The sequence below is a fragment of the Rhodococcus sp. HM1 genome (genome assembly GCF_023218075.1).
Lineage (GTDB): Bacteria > Actinomycetota > Actinomycetes > Mycobacteriales > Mycobacteriaceae > Rhodococcus.
In genome coordinates, this window is record NZ_JALPTB010000045.1 from 17,011 (window position 1) to 39,852 (window position 22,842).

The 22,842-nt window shown below is 70.2% G+C and carries 19 protein-coding genes; 10 read left to right on the forward strand and 9 right to left on the reverse strand.

Annotated elements, in window-relative coordinates:
- Nucleotides 1–45 precede the first annotated feature (45 nt).
- Nucleotides 46–1,473 carry a hypothetical protein gene (locus tag M1M07_RS21385; protein WP_248675481.1) on the reverse strand — a complete coding sequence of 476 codons (1,428 nt, stop codon included), beginning with the start codon at nt 1,471–1,473 and terminating at the stop codon, nt 46–48.
- Nucleotides 1,470–2,060 carry a hypothetical protein gene (locus M1M07_RS21390; RefSeq protein ID WP_248675482.1) on the reverse strand — a complete coding sequence of 197 codons (591 nt, stop codon included), beginning with the start codon at nt 2,058–2,060 and terminating at the stop codon, nt 1,470–1,472. Before M1M07_RS21390 ends, M1M07_RS21385 begins: the two co-directional genes overlap by 4 nt.
- Before the next feature lie 134 nt (nt 2,061–2,194).
- On the opposite strand from M1M07_RS21390, the gene trmB reads away from it, so the two are divergent.
- Genes trmB through M1M07_RS21405 form a run of 3 tightly spaced genes read left to right on the forward strand, consistent with a single transcriptional unit; the run spans nt 2,195 to nt 7,057 of the window.
- Nucleotides 2,195–2,950 carry a tRNA (guanosine(46)-N7)-methyltransferase TrmB gene (trmB, locus tag M1M07_RS21395; protein WP_248675483.1) on the forward strand — a complete coding sequence of 252 codons (756 nt, stop codon included), beginning with the start codon at nt 2,195–2,197 and terminating at the stop codon, nt 2,948–2,950.
- The gene (locus M1M07_RS21400) at nt 2,947–3,639 is read left to right on the forward strand and encodes an NYN domain-containing protein (protein WP_248675484.1); all 693 of its coding nucleotides are present in this window, start codon (nt 2,947–2,949) and stop codon (nt 3,637–3,639) included. Before trmB ends, M1M07_RS21400 begins: the two co-directional genes overlap by 4 nt.
- A gap of 10 nt (nt 3,640–3,649) precedes the next feature.
- The gene (locus M1M07_RS21405) at nt 3,650–7,057 is read left to right on the forward strand and encodes an MMPL family transporter (protein ID WP_248675485.1); all 3,408 of its coding nucleotides are present in this window, start codon (nt 3,650–3,652) and stop codon (nt 7,055–7,057) included.
- Nucleotides 7,058–7,130: 73 nt separating this feature from the next.
- Here M1M07_RS21405 and M1M07_RS21410 read toward each other — a convergent pair whose 3' ends face one another.
- Entirely contained in the window at nt 7,131–7,775 is a 645-nt protein-coding gene (locus M1M07_RS21410) for a DUF1707 domain-containing protein (protein ID WP_197253472.1), read from the reverse strand.
- Nucleotides 7,776–7,965: 190 nt separating this feature from the next.
- Between M1M07_RS21410 and M1M07_RS21415 the strand changes: the two genes are divergently transcribed.
- Together M1M07_RS21415 and M1M07_RS21420 are read left to right on the forward strand one after the other, a co-directional pair.
- Nucleotides 7,966–8,343: a YciI family protein gene (locus M1M07_RS21415; protein ID WP_248675486.1), complete on the forward strand. Its 378-nt coding sequence runs from the start codon at nt 7,966–7,968 to the stop codon at nt 8,341–8,343.
- A complete protein-coding gene (locus M1M07_RS21420) occupies nt 8,340–9,548 on the forward strand; it encodes an RNA polymerase sigma factor (protein WP_248675487.1) in 1,209 nt (402 codons plus the stop codon). Before M1M07_RS21415 ends, M1M07_RS21420 begins: the two co-directional genes overlap by 4 nt.
- Nucleotide 9,549: 1 nt before the next feature.
- Here M1M07_RS21420 and M1M07_RS21425 read toward each other — a convergent pair whose 3' ends face one another.
- Together M1M07_RS21425 and macS are read right to left on the reverse strand one after the other, a co-directional pair.
- Nucleotides 9,550–10,179, reverse strand: a complete 630-nt coding sequence (locus tag M1M07_RS21425) for a response regulator transcription factor (protein ID WP_197253538.1) — start codon at nt 10,177–10,179, stop codon at nt 9,550–9,552.
- Between the two features lie 25 nt (nt 10,180–10,204).
- Entirely contained in the window at nt 10,205–11,359 is a 1,155-nt protein-coding gene (gene macS, locus M1M07_RS21430; protein WP_248675488.1) for a MacS family sensor histidine kinase, read from the reverse strand.
- A gap of 167 nt (nt 11,360–11,526) precedes the next feature.
- On the opposite strand from macS, the gene M1M07_RS21435 reads away from it, so the two are divergent.
- From M1M07_RS21435 to M1M07_RS21455, 5 genes are all read left to right on the forward strand, one after another.
- Nucleotides 11,527–12,984, forward strand: a complete 1,458-nt coding sequence (locus tag M1M07_RS21435) for an adenylate/guanylate cyclase domain-containing protein (RefSeq protein WP_197253480.1) — start codon at nt 11,527–11,529, stop codon at nt 12,982–12,984.
- 33 nt (nt 12,985–13,017) lie between these two features.
- Nucleotides 13,018–14,175 (forward strand): YbhN family protein, encoded by a 1,158-nt coding sequence (locus tag M1M07_RS21440; RefSeq protein WP_197253540.1) that lies wholly within the window; start codon nt 13,018–13,020, stop codon nt 14,173–14,175.
- A 94-nt stretch (nt 14,176–14,269) separates the two neighbouring features.
- A complete protein-coding gene (locus M1M07_RS21445; RefSeq protein WP_197253482.1) occupies nt 14,270–14,827 on the forward strand; it encodes a YceI family protein in 558 nt (185 codons plus the stop codon).
- A gap of 100 nt (nt 14,828–14,927) precedes the next feature.
- Nucleotides 14,928–15,311, forward strand: a complete 384-nt coding sequence (locus tag M1M07_RS21450; RefSeq protein WP_248675489.1) for a DUF3054 domain-containing protein — start codon at nt 14,928–14,930, stop codon at nt 15,309–15,311.
- 62 nt (nt 15,312–15,373) lie between these two features.
- Nucleotides 15,374–16,840 carry a peptide MFS transporter gene (locus tag M1M07_RS21455; RefSeq protein WP_197253486.1) on the forward strand — a complete coding sequence of 489 codons (1,467 nt, stop codon included), beginning with the start codon at nt 15,374–15,376 and terminating at the stop codon, nt 16,838–16,840.
- 32 nt (nt 16,841–16,872) lie between these two features.
- Here M1M07_RS21455 and M1M07_RS21460 read toward each other — a convergent pair whose 3' ends face one another.
- From M1M07_RS21460 to M1M07_RS33065, 4 genes are all read right to left on the reverse strand, one after another.
- Nucleotides 16,873–17,610 carry a sulfite exporter TauE/SafE family protein gene (locus M1M07_RS21460; RefSeq protein ID WP_197253488.1) on the reverse strand — a complete coding sequence of 246 codons (738 nt, stop codon included), beginning with the start codon at nt 17,608–17,610 and terminating at the stop codon, nt 16,873–16,875.
- A gap of 56 nt (nt 17,611–17,666) precedes the next feature.
- Nucleotides 17,667–19,343 carry an NTF2-like N-terminal transpeptidase domain-containing protein gene (locus tag M1M07_RS21465; RefSeq protein ID WP_197253490.1) on the reverse strand — a complete coding sequence of 559 codons (1,677 nt, stop codon included), beginning with the start codon at nt 19,341–19,343 and terminating at the stop codon, nt 17,667–17,669.
- 83 nt (nt 19,344–19,426) lie between these two features.
- Nucleotides 19,427–21,247, reverse strand: a complete 1,821-nt coding sequence (locus M1M07_RS21470) for a penicillin-binding transpeptidase domain-containing protein (RefSeq protein ID WP_248675498.1) — start codon at nt 21,245–21,247, stop codon at nt 19,427–19,429.
- Nucleotides 21,248–21,432: 185 nt separating this feature from the next.
- The gene (locus M1M07_RS33065; protein WP_248675490.1) at nt 21,433–22,797 is read right to left on the reverse strand and encodes a wax ester/triacylglycerol synthase domain-containing protein; all 1,365 of its coding nucleotides are present in this window, start codon (nt 22,795–22,797) and stop codon (nt 21,433–21,435) included.
- Between the last annotated feature and the right edge of the window lie 45 nt (nt 22,798–22,842).

A 22,842-nucleotide genomic window follows, 5' to 3' on the forward strand; every position in this document is an offset into this window, starting at 1 on the left:
CACCCGTGGTTTCGGGGTTCTCCGCACCCGTGTGTTTCCGGGTTCTCACAGGATTGGACGCGCCGACGTCACCCGCGGTTCCCCCGGACGGGCCGGCGTCGGACGGTCCAGCACCGCCAGATCCCGCCGGCACGCCTCGATGCGGGCATTGCGTTCCCCGAGATGCCGGCGCAGTTCCTCGTCGATCGCGGTGACCCGGTCGTGCAGGGACGACACCCGGGCGGCGTGTTCCGCCGCGGCGGTCGCGGCGGCCCGGGCCTCGGCGTCGACGATCCTGGTGAGCACCCAGGCGTCCAGATCGGCGCGGATCTCGGTGAGCTCGTCGGTCACCCACCGGCGCGCGCGGTCCCGGGCGGCGAGTCGTCGGCGGGCCCGGACGAGCCACCACGCCGCGCCCACGCCCCCGGCGACGGTGACGGGCACCGCCGCCAGGTGCCCGGCAGGCAGGGCGTCGAACGGCAGGGCCGCCAACCGGCCCAGCCCGGCCCCTGCGGAGGCGCCGAGCACCACGGTGAGCCGGTCCTCGATCGTCCCGGTGGTCGGCGACATCGGCGCGGCGGTCCTCCGCGGCACGGTGTCCGATGCGCCCGGCACGGCGTCGCTCTCCCCCAGCCGGGCGACGACGACGGCCGACACCCGGGCATTCAGTGTTCCCACCGCCGCGTCGAGCAGTTCCGGGGCGCGCATCGGGTCGGCGTCCACGGCCTCGCGCACCGCGGCGGCGGTGGACCGCACGCTCGCGGCGACCTCCTGCAGCAGTTCGAGCCGGGCCCGCTGCAGGGCACTGCGGCCGCGACCGCCCGGATCCGCGGGAGCCGCCGCCTGCTGCACGAGCCGGGTGCGCTCGGCGCGTAGCGCTGCGCCGTCGTCCGCGCGCAGGTCGTCGATGGTCTCGGTGATCATCGTGCGGGTCCGGGCGATCTCCGCGGACCGAGCGACGGTCGTGGTGGGCGCGGCCGCGGCGGCCCGCAGCATCTCGAGCAGGTCGACGATGCCCGATTCGAGCCGCAGCACGTGCCCGGCGTCGCCTCCCAGCTCCCGGGCGCGAGCCGCGGCAGTCGTGGCGACCGGCACGATCGTCCCGTCGAACCGGCCGGCGTGCCGCCGGAGCAGCGCGACATCGGTGTCGAGAACACGCCGCCACCCCGGGCAGCGGTCGATACCGGTCAGTGCGCACACCACGCGTGTGGCCCCCTGGGCGGCGGCCTCGAGCACGTCCAGTTCGGTGCGGCCGACGAACGCGGACGCCTCGAGCACCATGAGCACGACCGGGGCGGATCCCTCGCGCACGAACTGGACGTCCTCTCCCCCGGAGGCCCCACGGAGCTCGCCGAGTTCCGCGACGAGCTCGTCCTCCCCCGAGCCGGGAACCGCCGCGACCCGGACCCGCGGCGCGGGCGGATCGCCGTGCAGGCGCGCCCAGCCCTCGGGATTCCAGCGGCGCAGCACGTCGTCGACGGCCGGCTCCGTCACGGCGCTCGCCCCGGGGCGAGCACATCGAGTGCGTCCTCGATCGCGTCCCGGGCCGGCGGAGTCGCGGCGAGCCCCGCGACCGTCGCGGCCAGGACGTCGTCGCGGCGACGACGCGCCCGGTGCAGCCGCGCCGCGATCGCACCTGCGAGGGCGTCGGTGTCGGAGAACGGGAGCACCGGCGTGCGCAGTCGTTCGGCAACCGCTCCGATCGCCGCGTCGTCGGCAGGGTCGGTGCCGGTGAGGATCACGATCACGCGCCCGGCCTCGACCCGGTCGATCAGCGCTCGGTCCGCCGGGTGGATCGCGTGCGGCGGGCGGCGGACGGCTGTCACGAGAATCACGACGTCGCCGTCGACGATCGGATCGGCTCGGCCGGGCACGTCCGTCTCGAGGTGTTCGACCGTGTATTCCTCCGGCGCCTCGGGGACGGCGAGTGTCTCGGCGCCGCTGCCGGCGCGCTCGACGATCTGCACGGTCGGCGGACGATCACGCGTGCGCAGAGCCGCATGCAGGGCACGTCCCGCCTCCGCGTCGAGCCGTTCGACGCGGTGGGCGAGCTCGCGCCACGCGTCGTCCGAATTCCCCATCAGAAACATCCCCCCGAATGCCCCCGGCAACAGTGGACGGATTGTCGCAGAGGAGGCGGCGCGCGGCAGCGGTCCTGAGAAAACCCTGTGGTCACACGAGTCCCTCCTGTCACGCACTCCCGAGATACGCGACAATGGGTGCCGTGAACGAAGCCGATCAGCACACGACCGAGACGCCGGAACAGCGCCCGACGCGAGGAAACCGCCTCTACCCGCGGGTGACGAGTTTCCGGTCCCGCCGGGGCTCGCTGACCGACCCGCAGCAGGAATGCTGGGACCGTCGGTGGCCCGAGCTCGGCCGTGACGTCGGCGACGAACTGCTCGACATAGACGGCTGGTTCGGCCGCAGCGCACCCACCGTCCTGGAGATCGGCTCCGGTACCGGGACCGCCGCGGTCGCGATGGCCCAGGACGAGCCCCACGTCAACCTGATCGCGATCGAGGTCTACAAGCCGGGCATCGCCCAGACGCTGCAGCGCATCGAACGCACCTACGACACCGACCGGCCGGTGCACAACCTCCGCATCCTGCGCGGCGATGCCGTCGAGGTGCTCGAGCACATGGTGGCGCCGGAGTCGCTCACCGGCGTGCGGGTGTTCTTCCCGGACCCGTGGCCCAAGGCCCGCCACCACAAGCGCCGTCTGCTGCAGGCGCCGACGTTCGCGCTGATCGCGAGCCGCCTGAAGCCCGGCGGGGTGCTGCACGTGGCCACCGACCACGCCGAATACGCCGTTGCCATCGAAGAGGCCGGAAACGCCGAGCCCCTTCTCACCCCCCTCGACTGGGACTCGCCGATCAGCCACGAACGGCCCGTCACCAAGTTCGAGGACAAGGCTCACCAGGTGGGCAGCGCCATCACCGAGCTGATCTGGGGGAAGATCGGAGCATGAGCCTCGACGAAGATATGTCCGCGACGTCCGATTCGGTGACGGGTGCGGCCGGCAACCCACACCGGCGTGTGCTGCTCGTGTGGGATGCGCCGAACCTCGACATGGGGCTCGGGGCGATTCTCGGCGGCCGGCCCACCGCGGCCTACCGCCCCCGGTTCGACGCCCTCGGCCGCTGGCTGCTCGCCCGCACCGCCGAACTCTCCCGGTCCTCCTCCACGACCCTCGAACCCGAGGCGACGGTGTTCACGAACATCGCGCCGGGCAGCGCCGACGTCGTCCGGCCGTGGGTCGAGGCGCTGCGCAACGTCGGCTTCGCCGTGTTCGCCAAGCCCAAGATCGACGAGGACAGCGACGTCGACTCCGATATGCTGCACCACATCGAGCTGCGGCGCAGCGAGGGCCTCGCCGGTGTGATGGTGGCTTCCGCGGACGGTCAGGCCTTCCGGGAACCCCTCGAGGAACTCGCGAACGCCGGCATCGCGGTACAGGTACTCGGATTCCGCGAACATGCCAGCTGGGCGGTGACGTCCGAGATCCTCGACTTCGTCGATCTCGAGGACATCCCCGGCGTGTTCCGTGAGCCGCTGCCGCGGGTCAGCCTGGACATGCTCCCCGACGAGGGTGCCTGGCTGCAGCCGTTCCGACCGCTTTCCGCCTTGCTCGTCGGACGCAAGAGCGTCGCCGAATAGGAGACTTCACGTGTTCGACCGCTGGGGAGAGCTCGTCTTCCGCGCCCGTTTCACGGTGATCGCGGTGATGGTCGCCGCCTTGCTGGGGCTGGCCGGATACGGGCTGAGCCTGAACGACCATCTCAGCCAGAGCGGCTGGGATGATCCCGGCTCGCAGTCGTCGCAGGCCGCACGGCTCGCGGACGGCACCTTCGGTCGCGACACCGCCGGCGACGTCCTGGTGCTGTACACGGCACCCGAGGGCAAGACGGTCGACGATCCCGCCATAGCAGCGAAGGTCAAGGACAGCCTCAACACCCTGGTCGCGAACCATCCCGACGAGATCCTCAAGATCAACGGCGCCTACTGGCCCACGAACGGGGCACCCGCGCTTCCCGCACTCGCCGACGAGTCACGACAGCACGCGGTCGCGTCGATCGCGATCGCCGGTGACGACGACACCGCGCTGACCAACAACTTCCGTGTCATCAAGGACGAGTTCGCGATCGACGGCGTCGACGTGCAACTCGCCGGGCTGCAGCCGATCGCCGGTGCCCTCAACGACACGATGGCCAACGACATCCACCGCATGGAGATCCTCGCGATCCCCGCCGTCGGCATCCTGTTGTTCTTCGTCTTCGGTGGCGTCGTCGCCGCGTCGCTGCCACTGATCACCGGTGGCCTCACGATCGTCGCCGCGAACGGCATCGTCCGGTTCATCACCAACTTCGCCGAGGTCAACTCGTTCGTCGCACCCGTCGTGTCCCTCATCGGCCTGGGGCTGGCGATCGACTACGGGCTGTTCATGGTTTCCCGGTTCCGGGAGGAACTCGCCGAGGGATACGAGACCGCCGCGGCGGTCCGGCGCACGGTCGTCACAGCAGGCCGCACCGTCGTGTTCTCCGCGACCATGGTCGTCAGCAGTCTCGGCGGTCTGCTGCTGTTCCCGCAGGCATTCCTCAAGTCCGTCGCCTACGGCGCGATCGCCGCGGTGTCCCTGGCAGCGTTCACGTCGATCACCCTGCTCCCGGCGATCCTGAGCATCCTCGGCAAGCGCATCGACAAGTTCGGTCTCAAGCGTTTCGGCCAGATCCAGTCGAACGAGCAGATCGAGAACAGTCTCATCGGCCGCCTCACCCGCTGGGTGATGCGCAATCCGCTCAAGGTCACGATCCCCACCGTCGTCGGGCTGCTGCTGCTCATCATGCCGCTGACCGGCATCAAGTTCGGCGGCATCAACGAGACCTATCTCCCGCCGGACCACCCCACGCGCGTCGCACAGGAGCAGTTCGACGAACTGTTCCCCGGCCAGCGCGCCGAGCCCGTGCGCATCGTCATCCGCGGCGCCGAGGGCGGCGACCTCAACGAGATCATCAAGACCGCGAGTGCCGCCCCCGGCCTCGTTGAGAAGTTCGCCATCGAAGGCCCCGCCAAGGACGGGGTCCGCGTCATCAAGGCCGGCCTGGTCGACCGCAACGCGTCCGCCGACACGATCGACTACCTGCATTCGGCGTCGTGGCCCGACGGTGTCGAGGTACTCGTCGGCGGAACCCCGGCGATCGAGCAGGACTCGATCGCGGCGCTGCTCGACACCCTGCCGCTGATGGTGACGGTGGTCGTACTGCTGACCACCATCCTGATGTTCCTGGCGTTCGGTTCACTGGTGCTGCCGGTCAAGGCCGCACTCATGAGCGCGCTCGGCCTCGGCGCCACCCTCGGCATCCTCACCTGGATCTTCATCGACGGACACGGCTCCGGGCCGCTCAACTTCACGCCCGGCCCGATCATGTCGCCCGTGCTCGTGCTGATCATCGCGATCATCTACGGCCTGTCCACCGACTACGAGGTGTTCCTGCTCTCCCGGATGGTCGAAGCCCGCTCCCAGGGCGCGAGCACCACCGAGTCGATCCGCATCGGCACCGCACACACCGGTCGCATCATCACCGCCGCCGCGCTGATCCTCATCGTCGTCACCGGTGCGTTCGGATTCTCCGAACTGGTGATGATGAAATACATCGCGTTCGGCATGATCGCCGCGCTGATCCTCGACGCGACCGTCATCCGCATGTTCCTCGTCCCCGCCACCATGAAACTGCTCGGTGACGACTGCTGGTGGGCGCCGGCATGGATGAAGCGCATCCAGGAGAAGATCGGCCTCGCCGAACCCATCCTCGCGGACGAACTGATGCCCGAGGACGTGCCCGAACTCATCACCGTCGGCATGTTCGGACCGGCCACCGTCGCCGCGACCGGGGCACATCGCCTCCCGCCGATGGTTCCCGGCATCGGCCCGTCGGACATGACTCAGCCGCTGCCCAAGATCGCAGCGCCCCGCTCGTCCGCCGAACAGCGCCGCGCACGGGAGTTCCCGCCCGCGCCGCGCCGCCCCTCGCCGTCTCGTGCCGGACGCGTGCCCGTGCCCGCTCCGGAGCGTCGCCCGGACCCGCGCAACGTCGGCCAACCTCCGGCCGCGCACGGACTCGCCAGGCCGCAGCAGTCCAACCAGCCGCAGCCCGACCAGCAGTCCGCACCGCTGCAGCGCGGACAGGCGGCACCCCGGCAGGCCCCGCCGGTTCGGAACGACAGCACCGGCCTCGTGCGCAACCCGCAGGCCGCACCGCCGCAGCAGGCACCAGCGGCACCGCCGCAGGTGTCGCAGCCGGTACGCCGCGACAGCGCGCCGGTGCAGCGCAACGCGCAGGCACCGGTGGAACGACCGATGCGTCCCACTCCCCCGATGCCTCCGCAGCCCCGTCCGGCAGCACCGCTGCCGCAGCGGGCTGCCGCCGAACCGCTTCCACAGCGGCCTGTCGCAGAGCCGCTCCCCCAGCGGACCGGGGCCGACCGGCAGCCGCCGCTGCCGCCTCGTGCCGCGCCGGATGCGCGTCCCGGCGGGGATCCGCAGGCGCGGACCGCGGTGCCCCCGTTGCCGCCGACGACCGCGTCGCCGCAGCCCGCCACGGCGCTGCCGCCGGTGACGGCCACGTTCGCCCCGCCGCTGCCGCGTCGTGACGCTCAGGGTTCCGGCCCCGCACAGGACCCGCAGTCCCCGACCGCGATCCCGCCGTTGCCGCGACGTCAGCGCGGGACCGTGCCGCCGCCGTTGCCGCATCCCTTCGTCCGTCCGCAGGTCCCGCCGCAGCCGCCCGCCCGTCCGGCCCCGGCACCGCGCCCGGAAGCGGGCCGGGCTCGCGACCCTCAGGCCATCGAGAACTGGCTGTCCCAGTTGCGGCGTACCGCGCCGGGCGTCGATCAACCGCGTCCCGCGCGCCCGGCGCCGGATCAGGCTCCGGCGCCGCGGGAGCAGGATCCGCGTCTCGGCCGGTATCGCGACCCGGATCCGGAGCGGTCCGGTCCGACGACGGGCCGGCACGGTGACGAGGACAACGCGGGCGGAATCAGCGTCAGCGAGCTGATCGCCCGCCAGCGCCGGACGTAGCTCGGCCGGAGAACTGCGCGATCAGCGCAGGAACTGGCACCGCGCGATCAGCGCAGAAACTGGCGCAGCGCGATCAGCGCAGAAACTGGCGCAGTGCGGTGCCGAGAGGATGCCGGACCGTCAGTGCGCTGAAACGCAGCCGGCCGGTGACCACGAGGTGCAGCGGGCCGAACGGCGGACCGGACCGTACCTTCGAGTTCGTGCTCGACGCGACCGGGTCGATGCCGTTGACGTCCGCGGTCGCTTCCGGCGGGACGACGAGCGTGATGGAACCCAGGTAGTCGTTCACCTGGATGTTCACGACCTGGGTCTGCATCACCGCTTCGGTGAAGTCGAGGACCACGGTCGACATCCGCGTGTCGATCTGCAGCGTCGGCGGCACCTCCCAGCGACCCTTGCGTGCGATGTTCGACATGCGGCCGCGGATCACCGGCGCACCCGCAACCGGCGCACCCGCGACCGGCGGCGGCGCCGTCATCGGGGGTTGCGCCGGCGCGTACTGCGCCTGCATCTGCCGAAGGTATTCGGGACGCAGCTGGATGCCCGGCAGGTCGATGAGAACCTGGTTGACGTCGGCACGGGTCTTGGCCGCCAGCACGGTGTCCATCCGTTCGGTGAACTCACCGAGCGAGAGCATGCCCTGACCGACCGCCCGCTGCAGCAATTGACCGACGTGTTCCCGTTCCGCGTCCGAAACGCGCAGATCCCGCGAGTCCATGGCCACCACAGTAGGTGGAAGATCGCGCCTCGTCGCGTGGCCGGAGCCGATACCTGTCGATCCGCAGCAGCTTCGATCGTCATCACTGTGGCGGGCCACATCCGCGCCCGTCGAAATTCACCGAGCCGCAGTGCGCGGACGGACGACTCGGCAGGATCGAGTCGGAGCGATCGGAGAAGAGGCGATTCCCGTGCGATACACGATTCTGATGCACTACTCGGAGGAGACCGGCGAGTCGATCGGTGAGGAGACGATCGCTGCCGGCCGGCAGGCGTTCGCCGCCTACACAGCCGCGTTGGAGCAGGCCGGCGTCCTGATCGGCGCGGAGGTTCTCGCCCCGTCCGAGCTGACGACCACCCTCAGGATGGTCGACGGCGAACTTCGCGTGCAGGACGGGCCGTTCGCCGATACGAAGGAGCAGCTGGGCGGAACCGTCGTCATCGACGTGCCGGACCTCGATGCGGCGATCGAGTGGGCGCGGCAGGCGCCGCCGATCCACTGGGGTGCGGTCGAGGTCCGGCCGGGCGCGACCCACACGGTCGAGGGTGTCTGGACGCCGAACCGATGACGCGGTCCGGGGCGTGGGCCGCGGCCGAGCATGCGGCACGCGCCTCACGCGCCCGGTTGGTTGCGCTGCTCGCGTCGAACTCCGGCGACCTCGCGCTCGCCGAGGACGCCGTGGCGGCGGCATTCGAGCAGGCGCTGGTGGTCTGGCCGGAGCGGGGTGTTCCCGCGAATCCGGACGGCTGGCTGCTCACCGTCGCCCGGAACCGGCAGCGTGACGTGTGGAAGTCCGCCGCGCACCGCACCGCGGCTCCGCTCGAGCAGGTGCCCGACAATGTCGGCTCGGTGGCGACGCTCGACGAGGTCGACCCGGATGCGATCCCGGACCGGCGGCTCGCGCTGTTGTTCGTGTGCGCGCATCCTGCGATCGCCGAGTCCGCGCGTACCCCGCTGATGCTGCAGGCGGTGCTGGGTTTCGATGCGGCACAGGTTGCTTCGGTGTTCGCGGTCTCGTCGTCCGCGATGGCGGGGCGGCTCGTCCGCGCGAAGCGGCGCATCCGCGACGCCCGGATCCCGTTCGTCGTCCCGGACCGCACCGTGATGCCCGAGCGGCTTCCCGCGGTCCTCGAAGCGGTCTACGGATGTTTCACGATCGCCCGCGGCCCCGGGGTGACCCCGATGGCGTCCGAATCGCTTTATCTGGCAACTGTTCTCGCGGAGTCCGTCGACGAACCGGAAGCCTGGGGGCTGGCGTCCCTGATCGCGCTGTCGCTGAGCCGGGCCGGCGCGACCGGCGCCGACTTCGTCCCGCTCGACGAGCAGGACCCGGCGTCGTGGGACGCGGAACTCGCGGAACGGGGCGAGCGCATGCTCCGCCGGGCCTCGGCCGGCGGGCGCATCGGGCGTTTCCAGCTCGAAGCCGCGATGCAGGCGGTCCATGCCGCCCGCCGACACACGGGGGTCACGGATTGGCCTGCGCTCGATACACTTTCGCGGGCGCTGGTGCACACGGCGCCGACCCTGGGGTCGCGGGTCGCACGCGCCGCGATCGCCGGCCGCGTCGACGGCCCGGAGGCGGGCCTCGACGTACTCGACGCGGTCGCCCGCGATCACCCCGCCGCAACCTCGTATCAGCCGTTCCACGCGGTGCGCGCCGACCTGCTCGCGCGCGCGGGCCGGACCGCCGACGCCCGCGCGGCGTTCGACCGCGCGGCGGAACTCGCGACCGACGACGCGGTCCGCGCCTGGCTGCGGAACCGGTCGCCGTGACCTATTCCAGACCCTGCTCGATGGCGTAGCGGGTCAGTTCGACCCGATTGGCGAGCTGCAGCTTCCGTAAGGTCGCCTGGACGTGGTTCTCCACCGTCCGATGGCTGAGGGTGAGCTTCGCGGCGATCTGCTTGGCGGACAGTCCTTTCGCGACGAACCGGAGCACCTCGGTCTCCCGATCGGTGAGCGTCGGCGGTGCGGGCGAGCGCCGGTCCACGGTCGCCGACATCCGCCGGTATTCGCCGAGCACGAGGCCGGCCAGGCCGGGCGTGAACACCGCCTGACCGGCCGCGGTGGCCGCGACCGCCTCCACCAGTTCGGCCGCCGACGCGCTCTTGACGAGATACCCCGACGCACCGGCCTTCACCGCGCCGAGCACGTCGTCGCGTTCGGACGACGCGGACAGCACCAGCACCCGGGTCCCCGGGGAGGCACGCAGAACTGCGACGGTCGCGTCGGTGCCGCTGCCGTCGGGCAGTGACATGTCCATGAGCACGACGTCCGGGCGCACCGCCGCCGCGCGCCGTCCCGCCGACCCGACGCTGTCGGCAGCGGCGACGACGCGGAAGCCGGCGGCGTCGAGGTCGCGGGAGACGGCGTCGCGCCAGATGGGGTGGTCGTCGACGACCATCACCGTGACGGGTTCCGAAGTGTGGTCACGCACGGGGCGCCTCCCGCGGTACTCGGATCTCCCATTCGGTGCCCTCGCCGGGAGCGCTGTCGAGGACCGCGACACCGCCCAGCCATTCGGCGCGCCCGACGATCGACTTGGACACGCCCATCCGGCCCTGCGCCTCCGCCTCGGCGAGCCGCCCGTCGGGGATGCCGCTGCCGTCGTCTCGGATGCTGAGGATCACCTCGTCGCCGAGGTCCTCGAGCAGGACGTAGGCCTTGGCACCGGGACCGGCGTGCAGCGCGGTGTTGTCCAGGGCCGTGGCCGCGGCGGCGGCGAGTTCGGTGGCGCGACCCCGCTCGAGCAGGACGGGATCGGCCGGGGCGGCGACCGTCACGTTCGTTCCGGCCCGGGCGCGCAGCAGCGCGCGCAGATCCACCTGTTCCTCGCCGCGGTCGACCCGGGTGCCCTGTTCGGAGATGAGCATCCGCAACGCGGCTTCCTGCTCGCCGGCCAGACGGGCCAGCTCGGCTGCCGGTCCCCCGAGTTCGTTCCCGCGCCGCTGGACGAGGGCCAGCACCTGCAGCACCCCGTCGTGCACCTGCCGGGCGAGCCGGTCGCGTTCCTCGGTGGCGGCGGCCATCCGCACCGCCTGTGCGAGCTGCCGGTGGGCGTGGCGCGCGGTCACGGTCGCGAAGCCCATCGCGACGCCGACGGCGACGAGCACGGGGGCGGTCGCGTCCCGCCACAGGTCGAGGTTGATCTGGTCGCGCACGACGGCGCTGACGGTGGCCATCACGAGGGCCGAGCACGTCCCGGCGACCGGGCCGCCGAGCACCGCGGCGGACAGCACCGCGTTGGCGACCCACAGTGTGGTCGGCATCGTCTGGTGGTTGCTGTACCAGTCGTGGTCGGCGACCAGCCGGGTCGCACCCATGAGGGCGATCGCGACGATCTGGTCGAGTGCGACGACCTTCCACCGTTGCGTTCCGCGCGACAGCAGGACCGCCGAGAGCACCGACCACGCCGCGAGGAGGGCGATGAAGAACCAGCCCAGGCCGGGCCGGGTGTAGTGCGGGACGGTCGAGATGTGGGAGCTGACCGCGTAGGCGAGGGTGACGAGGCGGAACACCTGCGAAGCTCGCCACAGCGGCGCATCCGGATCGGCATCGTGCCGTCCTCGTGCGGTTCCTCCCATTGCCGACGTTCCCCCGATTCGTGTCGATCGGGGAGATCGTAGGGTTCGGTGACGCGTTTTATGGACCACGCCGTGCTGTGACGGTCGTTACAGTGGTTTGATTTGAAGTCGTGTTGAGGTCATATCGGGCTGTCGCGACGACTCTACGTAGTCGCTGGCCCCTCTATATGGTCTCGATGGGTGCGTCCAACCTGTTCGGCGCCCTGCTGGTCTTCGCGTTCGTCCGCTACGGCATCCCGATCTCGGAATCGGAGAACATCATCGCGGACCGGGTCCGCAACTTCGCGGTGTTCGCCGTGTACCTCGCGTTCGCCGGTGTCGTCAGTCTCACGGCCGCGGCGGTGATGCTGCGGTCGGTGGTCCGGTGGCAGTTGCGCGGGGGCCCGCCGACGCGATCGGAACAGATGGCGGCGCTGCACGCACCGCTGCGGCAGGCCATCGTGCATCTCGGGCTGTGGATTCTCGGCGGCGTGTTGTTCGTGTTCCTCACCGCGGAGGAGATGCCGTCGCTGGCCGCGGCGGTGGCGATCACCGTGGCGATGGCGGCGACGAGCACCTTCGGCTTCACCTACATGCTCGGCGAGCGGATCCTGCGGCCGGTGGCGGCCCAGGCACTCAGCGAGGGCCGGTTCGACCGGACCATGGCGCCGGGGGTCGGCACCCGGCTGGCGATGACGTGGGGGCTGGGCACCCTGATGCCGGTGGCCGGCATCGTGCTGTTGTGCGTCACGCAGCTCACGTCGGACATGGAATTCTCGTCCGATTCGCTGTCGTGGGCGATCCTCGCGCTGTCGATCATGGCGATCGGGCTGGCGCTGGTCCTGTCGATGCTCACCTCGGCGCAGATCTCCGATCCGGTCAAACAGCTGCGCTGGGCGATCGAGCGGGTGCAGCGCGGCGCGACCGGTGTGCAGGTCGAGGTGTTCGACGGCAGCGAGATGGGTCGCCTGCAGGTCGGCTTCAACCGGATGATGGCCGAGTCCGACGAGCGGCGGCGGCTGCGTGAACTGTTCGGTCAGCACGTCGGCGAGGACGTCGCGCGCCGCGCGCTGCAGTACGGCACCGAACTGGGCGGCGAGACCCGGTACGTGGCGGTGCTGTTCGTCGACATGGTCGGCTCCACGGCGACCGCCGCGGAACGGCCGCCGAACGAGGTCGTGGACCTGCTCAACGAGTTCTTCCGGGTCGTGGTCGACGTCGTCGACCGGCATCACGGGTTCGTCAACAAGTTCATGGGTGATGCGGCGCTGGCGATCTTCGGGGCACCGCTGGACCGCCCGGATGCACCCACCGCGGCGCTGGCCGCGGCACGGGAACTGCGGTTCGCGCTCGACGAGATCACCGGCCTCGACATCGGTATCGGGGTGTCGGCGGGGCTCGCGGTGGCCGGCAACATCGGCGCGGCCGAGCGGTTCGAGTACACGGTGATCGGTGATCCGGTGAACGAGGCGTCGCGCCTGACCGAGCTCGCGAAGATGCGTCCGAGCCGGGTGCTGGCGTCGTCGAGCGCGTTGTACTTCGCCGACGACGAGGAGCGCGCGCAGTGGGAGCTGGGCGACGAGGTGCAGCTGCGGGGTCGCCGACGGCTGACCCACCTGGCCTCGCCGATCAAATATCCCGAGTGAAGTGAGGCCGGTCGCATCGGGGCGTTGGCTACGCTGATCCGCGTGGCGCCGCCTCGCGATGAACCACCCCGTCCCGGCGCAGCGCCGCGTCGGGGCGCCTTCGCATGGGTGAAATGGCTGCTCGGCGTCGCACTCGTGGTGCTGCTGACCGTCGAAGGTGTCTACCTGTGGCCGTCGCTGAGCGATTCCTGGCGGGCCCTGACGGAGTTGCACTGGGGCTGGTTCGCGGCGTGTATCGCGGCCCAGGCCGCGGCGCTGAGCGGCTTCGCCGGTGTCCAGCAACGCCTGCTTCGTGCCGGCGGGGTCACCGTCGGGCACTTCCGGTCGGCGTCGGTGGTCTACGCGAGCACGGCGATGTCGGTGACCTTGCCCGCCGGGCCGGTGTTCTCCACGGCCTTCACGTACAAGGAGACGCGCCGCTGGGGTGCGACGCCGGTCGTCGCGTCCTGGCAGCTGGCGGTGTCCGGGGTGATCGCGACGGCGACCCTCGCCGCGGTGGGGGTGGCCGGGGCGCTGGCGGTCGGGTCGCGGGTCAGCCCGGTCACGCTGGTGCTGGCCGTCGCCGGGGTGTTCGCCCTCTTCTTCGGGTTGCGTCACGTCGCGAGGAATCCGTCGTCGATCGAGGCGCTGGGTCTGTGGGTGATCCACCGCGTCAACCGGCTGACGAAGAAGCCCGCCGAGACCGGTGTCGAGTCGTTCGAGCGGATCCTGGGCCAGCTCGAGTCGGTGGACCTGGGCCGGCGGGATGCCCTGACGGCGCTGGGCTGGTCCGGCGTGCACCGGGTGTTCGACGTCGCGTGCCTGGGTCTCGCGTGCTGGACGGTCGGTGGGGATCCGTCGCTGCCGGGGTTGCTGATCGCGTTCACCGCGGCCAAGGCGGTGGCGAGTGTGCCGCTGGCGCCGGGCGGGCTCGGTTTCGTCGACGGCACGTTGATCGCGACGCTGACGGCGGCGGGGATGAGTGCGTCGCAGTCGCTGGCGGCGGTGTTCGTGTATCGCGTGGTCAGCTTCGTGATCGTCGCGGTCGTGGGCTGGATCGTGATCGCGGTGCTGTATCGGTCGCATCGCATCGACGAGGCCGAGCTGGATCTGGAACGGGAGCACCAGGCCCGGTCGCTGTTCACGCGCCGGCACGCTTCCCCTCCCCCGGCCGAGGTCGATCCCGGCCCGGATCCCGACCGCGTTCGATAGTGATCCGCATCACACAATAGTTGCGCAATCAACCATCTGGTGCCATGGTGGAACACATCGGAAGTTGAATCTTTGATCAGTACGAGGAGTTGCCATGACCACCGCCACCACCGCGACGTTCCCGGGCCTGACCGCCGGCACCTGGGCCATCGACCCCGTCCACTCGACCGTCGGCTTCACCGTCCGCCACCTCGTGGTCAGCAAGGTTCGCGGTAACTTCACGAACTTCTCCGGCGCCGTGGCCGTCGCCGAGGACGGCACCGCCGCCGTGTCCGCCGAGATCGCCGTCGACTCGATCGACACCCGGAACAGCGACCGCGACGCGCACCTGAAGTCCGCCGACTTCTTCGAGGCCGAGAAGTTCCCCACCGCGACATTCACCTCCACCGGCATCCGCAGCACCGGCAAGGGCTACGTCGTCGACGGAGAGTTCACCCTCCGCGGCGTCACCAAGCCCGTCGAGCTCGAACTCGAGTTCAACGGCGTCAACCCGGGCATGGGCAACGGCCCGGTCGCCGGCTTCGAAGCCACCACCGTCATCAACCGCAAGGACTTCGGCATCAGCATCGACATGCCGCTCGAGGGTGGCGGCGCCGTCGTCGGCGACAAGATCACCATCAACCTCGAGATCGAGGCGGCTCTCCAGGCCTGACCCACCTCTCCCGAACGAGCGCCCTCCGTCCCCGGAGGGCGCTCGTTCCCGTCCGGGGCCGACGGATGCGCATCCGCACCGCCGACCTACCCTTGAACCCGTGAGAAAGTACGCGCCGGCGCTGGTGATCGATATCGTCCTCGTAGTCGTCTTCGCCGCTCTCGGGCGCTCGAGCCACGACGAAACCCTCGACATTCCGGGTATCGCGACCACCGCGTGGCCGTTCCTCGCCGGATTGACCGTCGGCTGGTTCGCGACCGCGGGGCTCTACCGCGACAAATTCGACGCCCGCGCCGCCGTCCCGACCGGGATCCTCGTGTGGCTGTGCACCCTCGTCGTCGGCATGCTGCTGCGCGCGGTGACCGGGCAGGGCACGGCGACCGCGTTCATCGTGGTCGCGACCATCTTCCTCGGGTTGTTCCTGGTCGGCTGGCGTGTGATCGCCCGCGTGTGGGACCGTCGCCGCGACGTCGCGACCCGGTGACGCCGACGCGCTGACCCTCGAAATATCCCCGCGGGTGTGTGCCCGGTGGGAAAGTGACTTTCATGAGTGACACCGCGGCACGTCCGGATTCGCAGTCGGACCACCGGTTCTTCGGCCAGCCGCTCGCGCTGGCCAACCTGTTCGGTGTCGAGATGTGGGAACGCTTCTCCTTCTACGGCATGCAGGGAATCCTGATCTACTACCTGTACTACTCGGCCGAAGAGGGCGGGCTGGGGATCAGCAAGGCGGCCGCGACGTCGATCGTCGGCGCCTACGGCGGCACCGTCTACCTGTCGACGATCCTCGGCGCCTGGATCGCCGACCGGCTGCTCGGCTCCGAACGAACCCTGTTCTACAGCGCCGTGATGATCATGTGCGGCCACATCGCGCTGGCGCTCATCCCCGGGCTCGCCGGGGTCGGGGTGGGTCTCGTGCTCGTCGCGGTCGGCAGCGGCGGCCTCAAGGCGAACGCGACGTCGCTGGTCGGCGACCTCTACGACGAACACGACGAACGCCGCGACGCGGGCTTCTCGATCTTCTACATGGGCATCAACCTCGGTGCCCTCGTCGGTCCGCTGCTCACCGGCTGGGTGCAGACCAACATGGGCTTCCACTACGGCTTCGGGCTCGCCGCGATCGGCATGGCCATCGGCCTGATCCAGTACTCGATCGGCCGCAAGCGGCTCGCCGGCATCGGCGCGACGCCTCCGCATCCGCTCCCGGACACGCTGCGCATGCGCGTCGCGGCCATCGCGGCCCTCGCGGTGGTGATCATCGCCGTGGCCTCGCTGACCGGCCTGATCACCAGCGACAACATGTCGGACATCGTCGTGACACTGACGATCGTCGCGGCGGTCGTCTATTTCGTGATCATCCTGTCGAGCCGGGCGATCACACCGGTCGAGCGCAAACGCGTCATCTCGTTCATCCCGATGTTCCTGGCGAGCGCCGCGTTCTGGTCGCTGTTCCAGCAGCAGTTCACGATGGTCGCGGTGTACTCGGACACGCGGCTGGACCGGAACCTGTTCGGCTGGGACTTCCCACCGTCCTGGGTGCAGTCCATCAACCCGGTGTTCATCATCATCTTCGCGGGTGTGTTCGCCGCCGCGTGGACGAAGCTCGGACCGCGGCAGCCCTCGTCGCCGATGAAGTTCTCGATCGGCACGATCATCATGGGCATCGCGTTCCTGTGCTTCATCCCGATGTCCGGTGGCGGGCCGAACAGCGCGCCGCTGCTCGGCCTGGCGGGCATCCTGCTGCTGTTCACGTTCGCCGAACTGTTCCTGTCCCCGGTGGGCCTGTCGCTGTCGACGAAGCTGGCTCCGCAGAACTTCCACACCCAGATGGTGGCGTTGTTCTTCCTGTCGGTGGCCCTGGGCACGGCGATGGCCGGCACCCTCGCCAAGTACTACGACGAGAACAACGAGGTGCCCTACTACCTGTGGATCGGCGGGGCGTCGATCGGTGTGGGCATCGTGCTGATGGCGATCTCGCCGTGGATCCGCAAGATGATGCAGGGCGTGCACTGAACCCAGCCCCGCCTTGCGGCCCTGCCCCGCGGCTACCGCAGGGCGAGCCACGCGGCCAGCCCGAAACCGGCGATCGCCACACCGACCCGCAGCACGCCCGGCGGGATGCGCTTGACGACCGGCGGGCCGCACCAGCCGCCCGCGACGGTCCCGATCGCCATCGCGACGGCCGCGGGCCAGTGCACCGGACCGAACGCGGCGAAGCCGATCGCGGCGACCAGGTTCGCGACGCCGAGCAGGTAACTCTTGAGGATGCTCGCCCGCCAGATCGTCTCCGACGAACACACGAGGATGAGCGCCAGGAAGATCACGCCGGCGCCGGCACCGAAGTATCCGCCGTACACGGCGACGAGGAACACCGCCGTCGAGAACGTGCGCGGCAGGTCGCGGCCCCCGGCGAACGCGCGGATCCGGGGCTGGAACAGCAACGCGAGCGCGGCGAGCGCCACCAGATACGGGACGATCGCCTCGAACGACCCTTCCGGCGCCGCGAGCAGCACGATCGCACCGACCACGCCGCCGACCGCCGCGTAGGCGGTCCATCGCCACACCCGCGGTCCGGTGTCGACGACCTCGCGCGCCGAGTTCGACAACGCGCCGACTCCGACACCGACCATCGCGACCGTGTTGGTGACGTTCGCCGCGACCGGCGACAGGCCGACCGCGAGGAGCGCGGGATAGGACACGATCGAGGCGAGTCCGGTGACGAAGCCGATGAGCCCGGCGAAGAAGCCCGCAACGACGAGCAGCAGCAGGTCGAAGAGGGTCACGACGGACAAACGTACCGGGGTCCGCTTTCACCCGCGAACGCTGGGGCCGTTTCCGGTCAGAACGCCTCGGTGGGCTTCCCGAGTTCGCGCAGGAACATGTCGGCCATCTTGATCGCGCGGTCGCCGCCGTCGGCGTTCGCGACGAACACCGCGAACGCCATGTCGCCGCTCACCCCGTAGAACCAGCGGTCGTCGCCGTTGTCCCCCGCGATGCCCGTCAGGCCCGCATGTCCCTTGAGGAACGACGCCGGTCCGTTCTGGACGTTGTCGACCATCATCGCGCGCAAGGCGTCGATCGTCTCGGCCGGCAGCGGCTCGGCCGGGTCCGCGACGGTCGCCGGCTGCCCCTGCACGATCATCGGCATCGCCGCATCGCCGCGCGCGACCGACGCCGCGAGCATCGCGGCCCCCAGCGGGCTGAGCAGTGCTTCGCTGTCGGACGGGGAACCCGTGAACTGCACGACGCCGCTGCGGTTCTGCCCGAACTGCGCGGTCTCGAATTCGAAACCGGGCACGGAGTAGTCGAGACCGAGACCGAGGCTGCGTGCGACGTCGCCGAGTTCGGCGGTGCTGACCTGCGACGGGTCCTTCCCCAGCGCCATACCCGCCGCGACACGGACCGGGTCCATCGCCGACCCCGCCGGGTACAGCCCGCGGGTCGCGACGGCCCCGAGTTCCATCGCCTGGTTGTTCACGTCGACTGCGAGGATGCCGCCGGTGGACGGCTGGATCGCGACGATCGCGGCGGGTGTTCCGACGCTGACGACGGCCTCCTTCGCGGCGAGCTGCACGTGCGAGTCGAGGGTCGAGACGAGATCCGGCGGTGGCGGACCCTGGAATCCGGCGACCTGGATGGGGCCGGCCTGCGGATCCTCGAGGGTCACGGCCCAGCCGGCGGTGCGGTCGCGCTCGAGCTGCCACGCGCTGCGCAACGAGTCGAGCAGCGGGCTCGAGATCCGGCGATCGGCGCTGATGAGCGTCGGGGTCTTCACCACTTCGACGCCGGGAATGGAAACGATGTCGTCCTCGAGGAACTGGTAGTCCTGGTCGCGCAGCTTGACGGCGGCGATCCGCTCACCGGGCTGTTCCGCGAGGCGCTGTTGCATCGACTCGGCCGTGATGACCGGTGCGACCGGCTCGAGGACGTCACCGAGCATCGTGGTCGTCAGCACCGGATCGGGCATCTTCGCGGGATCGAGCACGACCGTGTTGATCGTCTGCTCGGCCATCAGCAACTGCCCGTTGCGATCGAAGATCTTCGGGGGTGCCGCGTCGGTGCGTACGTGGTGCACGGTGCGTCCGCCGCCGAGATCGGGTACGACGACGTCGGGGCTCCACGACACACGCCAGCCGACGGCGAGCTTCTTGACGGAACCGTCGACCTGATAGGACCAGTCCTTGTCCGGTCCGAAGTTCCAGTTCCCCTCGAGCGTGAAGTAACCGGACTCGCCGGAAAGCTCGACCAGCTGGGTGATCTCGTACTCGACCGTGCCGTCGGACAGTCCGTCGAACATCTGGGTCAGCGTCGCGGACGCCGCGTTCGGGTAGGACGTCAGAGCTGCGGCGCCCTCGGCGTCACGTTCGTTCAATTCGGCTACGAAATCGTCGACGAGGCGCTCCACATCGCTGCGTGAGTCGGCGATCGTGAACGCCACGATGCCGGCCGTCACACAGATCACGATCGCGGAGATGAGGGCGACCACTCGCACTCGTCGCCGTTCCCGAGAACCCATAAAGATCAACCTTCACTTCAGTCACTTGAGCCTCAAGCACAGCTTGCCTACGATGCTGTCACAGTTGGACTACGAGGTCCGAATCACCTCCTGAGCATGCGCCCGGCCACGTCCAGCGCAGGAGCCGAACTCCCTGCTCCCGCAACGAAAACCGCGAACGCGAGATCGTTCTGCGCTCCGATGAACCATCCGTGCGCCTCGTTCGTGCCACCGTACTCTGCGGTCCCCGTTTTGCCGATCAGTTCCGGAATGTCGTTCAAAACGGTTGCGGTCCCGTCGGTCACGGTCTCGCGCATCATAGTTCGTAACGCCGCGGTCACCGGTGCAGGCGCGGCGTCCACGGTCCGATCCGCGGTCGCCGGCTCGTCCTGCACGATCATCGGAAGCGGGGTCGACCCGCGCACGATCGACGCCGCAACCATCGCCATCCCGAACGGCGACGCGGTCACCGCGCCCTGGCCGATCGCCGACTCGACGCGCTGCGCCGCCGAATCCGCGACCGGGACGCTTCCGGTCACGGTCACCAACCCCGGTGTCACATAGTCGATGCCGAGTCCGAACCGGGCCGCGGCGTCGGTCAGCGCATCCGGCGGCAGATTCACCGCCAACTGGGCCATCGTCGTGTTGCAGGAACGCGCGAACGCCGTGTGCAGGGGCACCGACCCGAGATCGAAACTGTCGTCGTTCGGTATCGTGCGATCCTCGATCGTCGCGACACCCGGGCACGGCAGCACCGTGTCCGGCGCCGCCGCCCCCGCCTGCAACGCCGCGGACGTCGTCACCGTTTTGAACGTCGACCCCGGCGGGTAGAGACCGGTCAGCGCGACCGGGCCTTCCGCGTCCGCGGCGGCGTTCTGCGCGACCGCGCGCACCGCTCCGGTCGACGGTTCCACAGCCACGACGACGGCCGGCTGCGGCACCGCGGCGACCGCAGCCTCCGCGCGCACCTGCAAGCCGAGATCGATCGTCGTGCGGATGTCCGGCGCGTCCGTCCCGTCGACCCCGGTCACCCGCTGCGCCGACCCGTCCGGATCCACCGACTGCACGACCCAGCCCGCGGCCGCGTCCTGCCCGTCCTGCCACATCTCGGCCAGACCCGACCACACCGGCGACGCCAGCGCCCGGTCGACGGTCAGCAGCCGTGTCTGCGGGGCCAGCGACACCCCGGGCAACGCTGCGAGCTGTGCTTCGACCCGGGCCAGGTCCTCGTCGCGCAAGGTCACCGCCGTCACCGGTCCGCCCCCGGCCTCCGCGAGATCCGCCGCCAGTGATTCCGCCGTGATCGTCGGCACGACCGTCGCCAGCACCGGCGCGACCGCAGCGGGGTCGGCGGTCGGGTCGAGGTTCACCAAGGTGACGACCCGCTGTTCCATCAGCGGCTGCCCGTTGCGGTCCAGCACCGACGCGGGAGTGCCCTCGGCCCGGAGGTACCGCAGGGACGTGTCCGCGGTCAGCCCGGGCGCGAGCACGGCGGGATCCCAGCGGATGCGCCAGCCGGCGTCGCCGTCGACCGCGGACCCCGACGTGCGATAGGACCACTCGCCCACGCTCGGTGCGGGCTCCGGGGCGGCCGGCGTCGCCGAAGTCTCCCCGGCGTCGGTCTCCCCGGCCTCGTCTTCGGCCGGGTCGGGTCCCAACCGCCACGCCACGTCGAGTTCGAAGGTGTCCTCGTCCCCGGTACCAGCGAGCGTGACGTCGGGCGAGTCGGAGCCGAGTCCTTCGAACAACCCGTCGATGGTCTCGGCTGCGGCTGTGGGATCGGTGGTCAGCGCTGCCGCGGCCTGCACGTCTCCCGCCTCGAGTGCCTCCGCGAACTGCTGGGCGACGGTCTCCGGCTGATCGGGTCCGGTGGAGCAACCGGCCACCACGAGCGCACCCACCGTCAGCACCACCGGCAGGACCATTCGTCGTCGAAGAGTGCGCACTCACTCGATCATGCCCGAGTTCGTTCACCGGCGCCCGTCACCACGCGGCGTGCCGGATGCACGTAACGGAAACCACGCGGCGGTTCGGAATCCGCTCCGGTAACAGCACGGGCGGATTCCGAATCATGAGGCGGATCCCGGCGCGCAGCCGGAAGCGGCCGCGCTCACGCTCCGGGACGGAGTGCGGTCGCCACCTCCTCGAAGGCGGTTTCGAGGTGCGCGGCATAGCGCTGTGGAACCCGGATGATCTCCGGGGACGTCAGCACCGTCAGGGTCAGGTCGTCGCCGAGACCGATCAGCCCGTGGGTGACGGTGGCCTCCGAGGTCAACGGCGGGCAGAGGGTTCCGAACAGCATCGGCCGACCGGCCAGCGCCCACGGACCGTCGCCGCCGATCCGGATGCTGGTCAGCATCGTGTGCATGCGCGGACCAAGACGGGCATCGACGCGACGCCGGTGCGCGGCCAGTTCCACGGGGAGCAGGAACGACGGAATCGCGTTCGTGTCGGTCAGGCGCCGCACGGACGCGGCTTCTCTGCGTTCTACCAGCGACGCCAGCACCGCCGCGGCGCGTTCCCGGATCGAGTCGATGTCGGGGCGCAGCGCGACATCCGCCCAGTCGATGCTGTTGATACCGACTGCCTGCACCTCATCGGCGAACGCGATCGTCACGAACGCTGTCAGGTCCGGCGGGCACTGTCCGGCGACGTCGGTGAGATACCGCTCGAGCGCAACCGACATCGCCGTCAGCGCGAGCGCGGTGACCGTGAACCCCGTCGGGAGCGACCCGGCGCGACCGAGACGCAGCACGAGCAGCGTGCGCCGGTCGCCGGGTTCGGAGTTCAGCACGGTCCGGGTGAGGCTCGCCGGTGGAGCAGAACCCTGGGCAGCGGTCCGGGCATCGCGCAGCGCGGCACCCATCGTCCGCAGATAGTGCACCGTCGCGCGCGGAGCCCGGGTGATCCCACGCGCCGCGGCGAGCGCACGGTTCACGCGCGGGACGACCGGATCCAGTCCCGGGAAGTGCACCGGCTCGGTCCTGTCGCCGAACAGCGCCTCCGACAAGGGATTCAAGATCGGTCCCGTGATCAGTGAATGGTTCCCGCGCAACACCACGACGGTCCCGGGCGTGGTCGTGCCGGGGACGTTCCGGACGTCGTGGAACACGTCGATTCGCCAGGCCGTGGCGCGGACGTCGAGCGGGGTGGCGGCGAGCTGTTCGAGTACCCGGATCAGCGCCTGCCAGTCGAGTCCTGTCCGCCGATCGTGGACCACCCGGTCCTCCACCGGCCGGTCGTCGGCCACCCAGTACGCGTGGTCCAGGTGTCCGGGAACGCCGACGAAACGACGGTTCATCGGCGCCCAGAACCCCGCACGTCGCCGGAAGTGTTCGGTGATCTCCGCGGCGGTCGGGGGCGTCCCGGTCCCCGAGTCGAAAACCCAGAAGAGGAGTGTGTCGAGGTGATGACCGCGATCGGCTTCGAGAACATAGGTGGCGTCGATCGGCCGAACCTGCGATGTCGGTCCCACTGCACTCCTTCGTAGCGTGTCGCGAAAACCGGTTGCGCGTTCCGA

Bases quoted from the DNA above. Each gene is read 5' to 3' on its own strand.
- M1M07_RS21455 (WP_197253486.1), top strand. From the start codon at position 15,374: ATGAGTGACACCGCGGCACGTCCGGATTCGCAGTCGGACCACCGGTTC.
- trmB (WP_248675483.1), top strand. From the start codon at position 2,195: ATGGGTGCCGTGAACGAAGCCGATCAGCACACGACCGAGACGCCGGAA.
- M1M07_RS21470 (WP_248675498.1), bottom strand. From the start codon at position 21,247: ATGGTCCTGCCGGTGGTGCTGACGGTGGGTGCGCTCGTGGTGGCCGGT.
- macS (WP_248675488.1), bottom strand. From the start codon at position 11,359: ATGGGAGGAACCGCACGAGGACGGCACGATGCCGATCCGGATGCGCCG.
- M1M07_RS21465 (WP_197253490.1), bottom strand. From the start codon at position 19,343: ATGGGTTCTCGGGAACGGCGACGAGTGCGAGTGGTCGCCCTCATCTCC.
- M1M07_RS21390 (WP_248675482.1), bottom strand. From the start codon at position 2,060: ATGGGGAATTCGGACGACGCGTGGCGCGAGCTCGCCCACCGCGTCGAA.
- M1M07_RS21420 (WP_248675487.1), top strand. From the start codon at position 8,340: ATGACGCGGTCCGGGGCGTGGGCCGCGGCCGAGCATGCGGCACGCGCC.
- M1M07_RS21435 (WP_197253480.1), top strand. From the start codon at position 11,527: ATGGTCTCGATGGGTGCGTCCAACCTGTTCGGCGCCCTGCTGGTCTTC.
- M1M07_RS21400 (WP_248675484.1), top strand. From the start codon at position 2,947: ATGAGCCTCGACGAAGATATGTCCGCGACGTCCGATTCGGTGACGGGT.
- M1M07_RS21425 (WP_197253538.1), bottom strand. From the start codon at position 10,179: ATGGTCGTCGACGACCACCCCATCTGGCGCGACGCCGTCTCCCGCGAC.
- M1M07_RS21410 (WP_197253472.1), bottom strand. From the start codon at position 7,775: ATGGACTCGCGGGATCTGCGCGTTTCGGACGCGGAACGGGAACACGTC.
- M1M07_RS21445 (WP_197253482.1), top strand. From the start codon at position 14,270: ATGACCACCGCCACCACCGCGACGTTCCCGGGCCTGACCGCCGGCACC.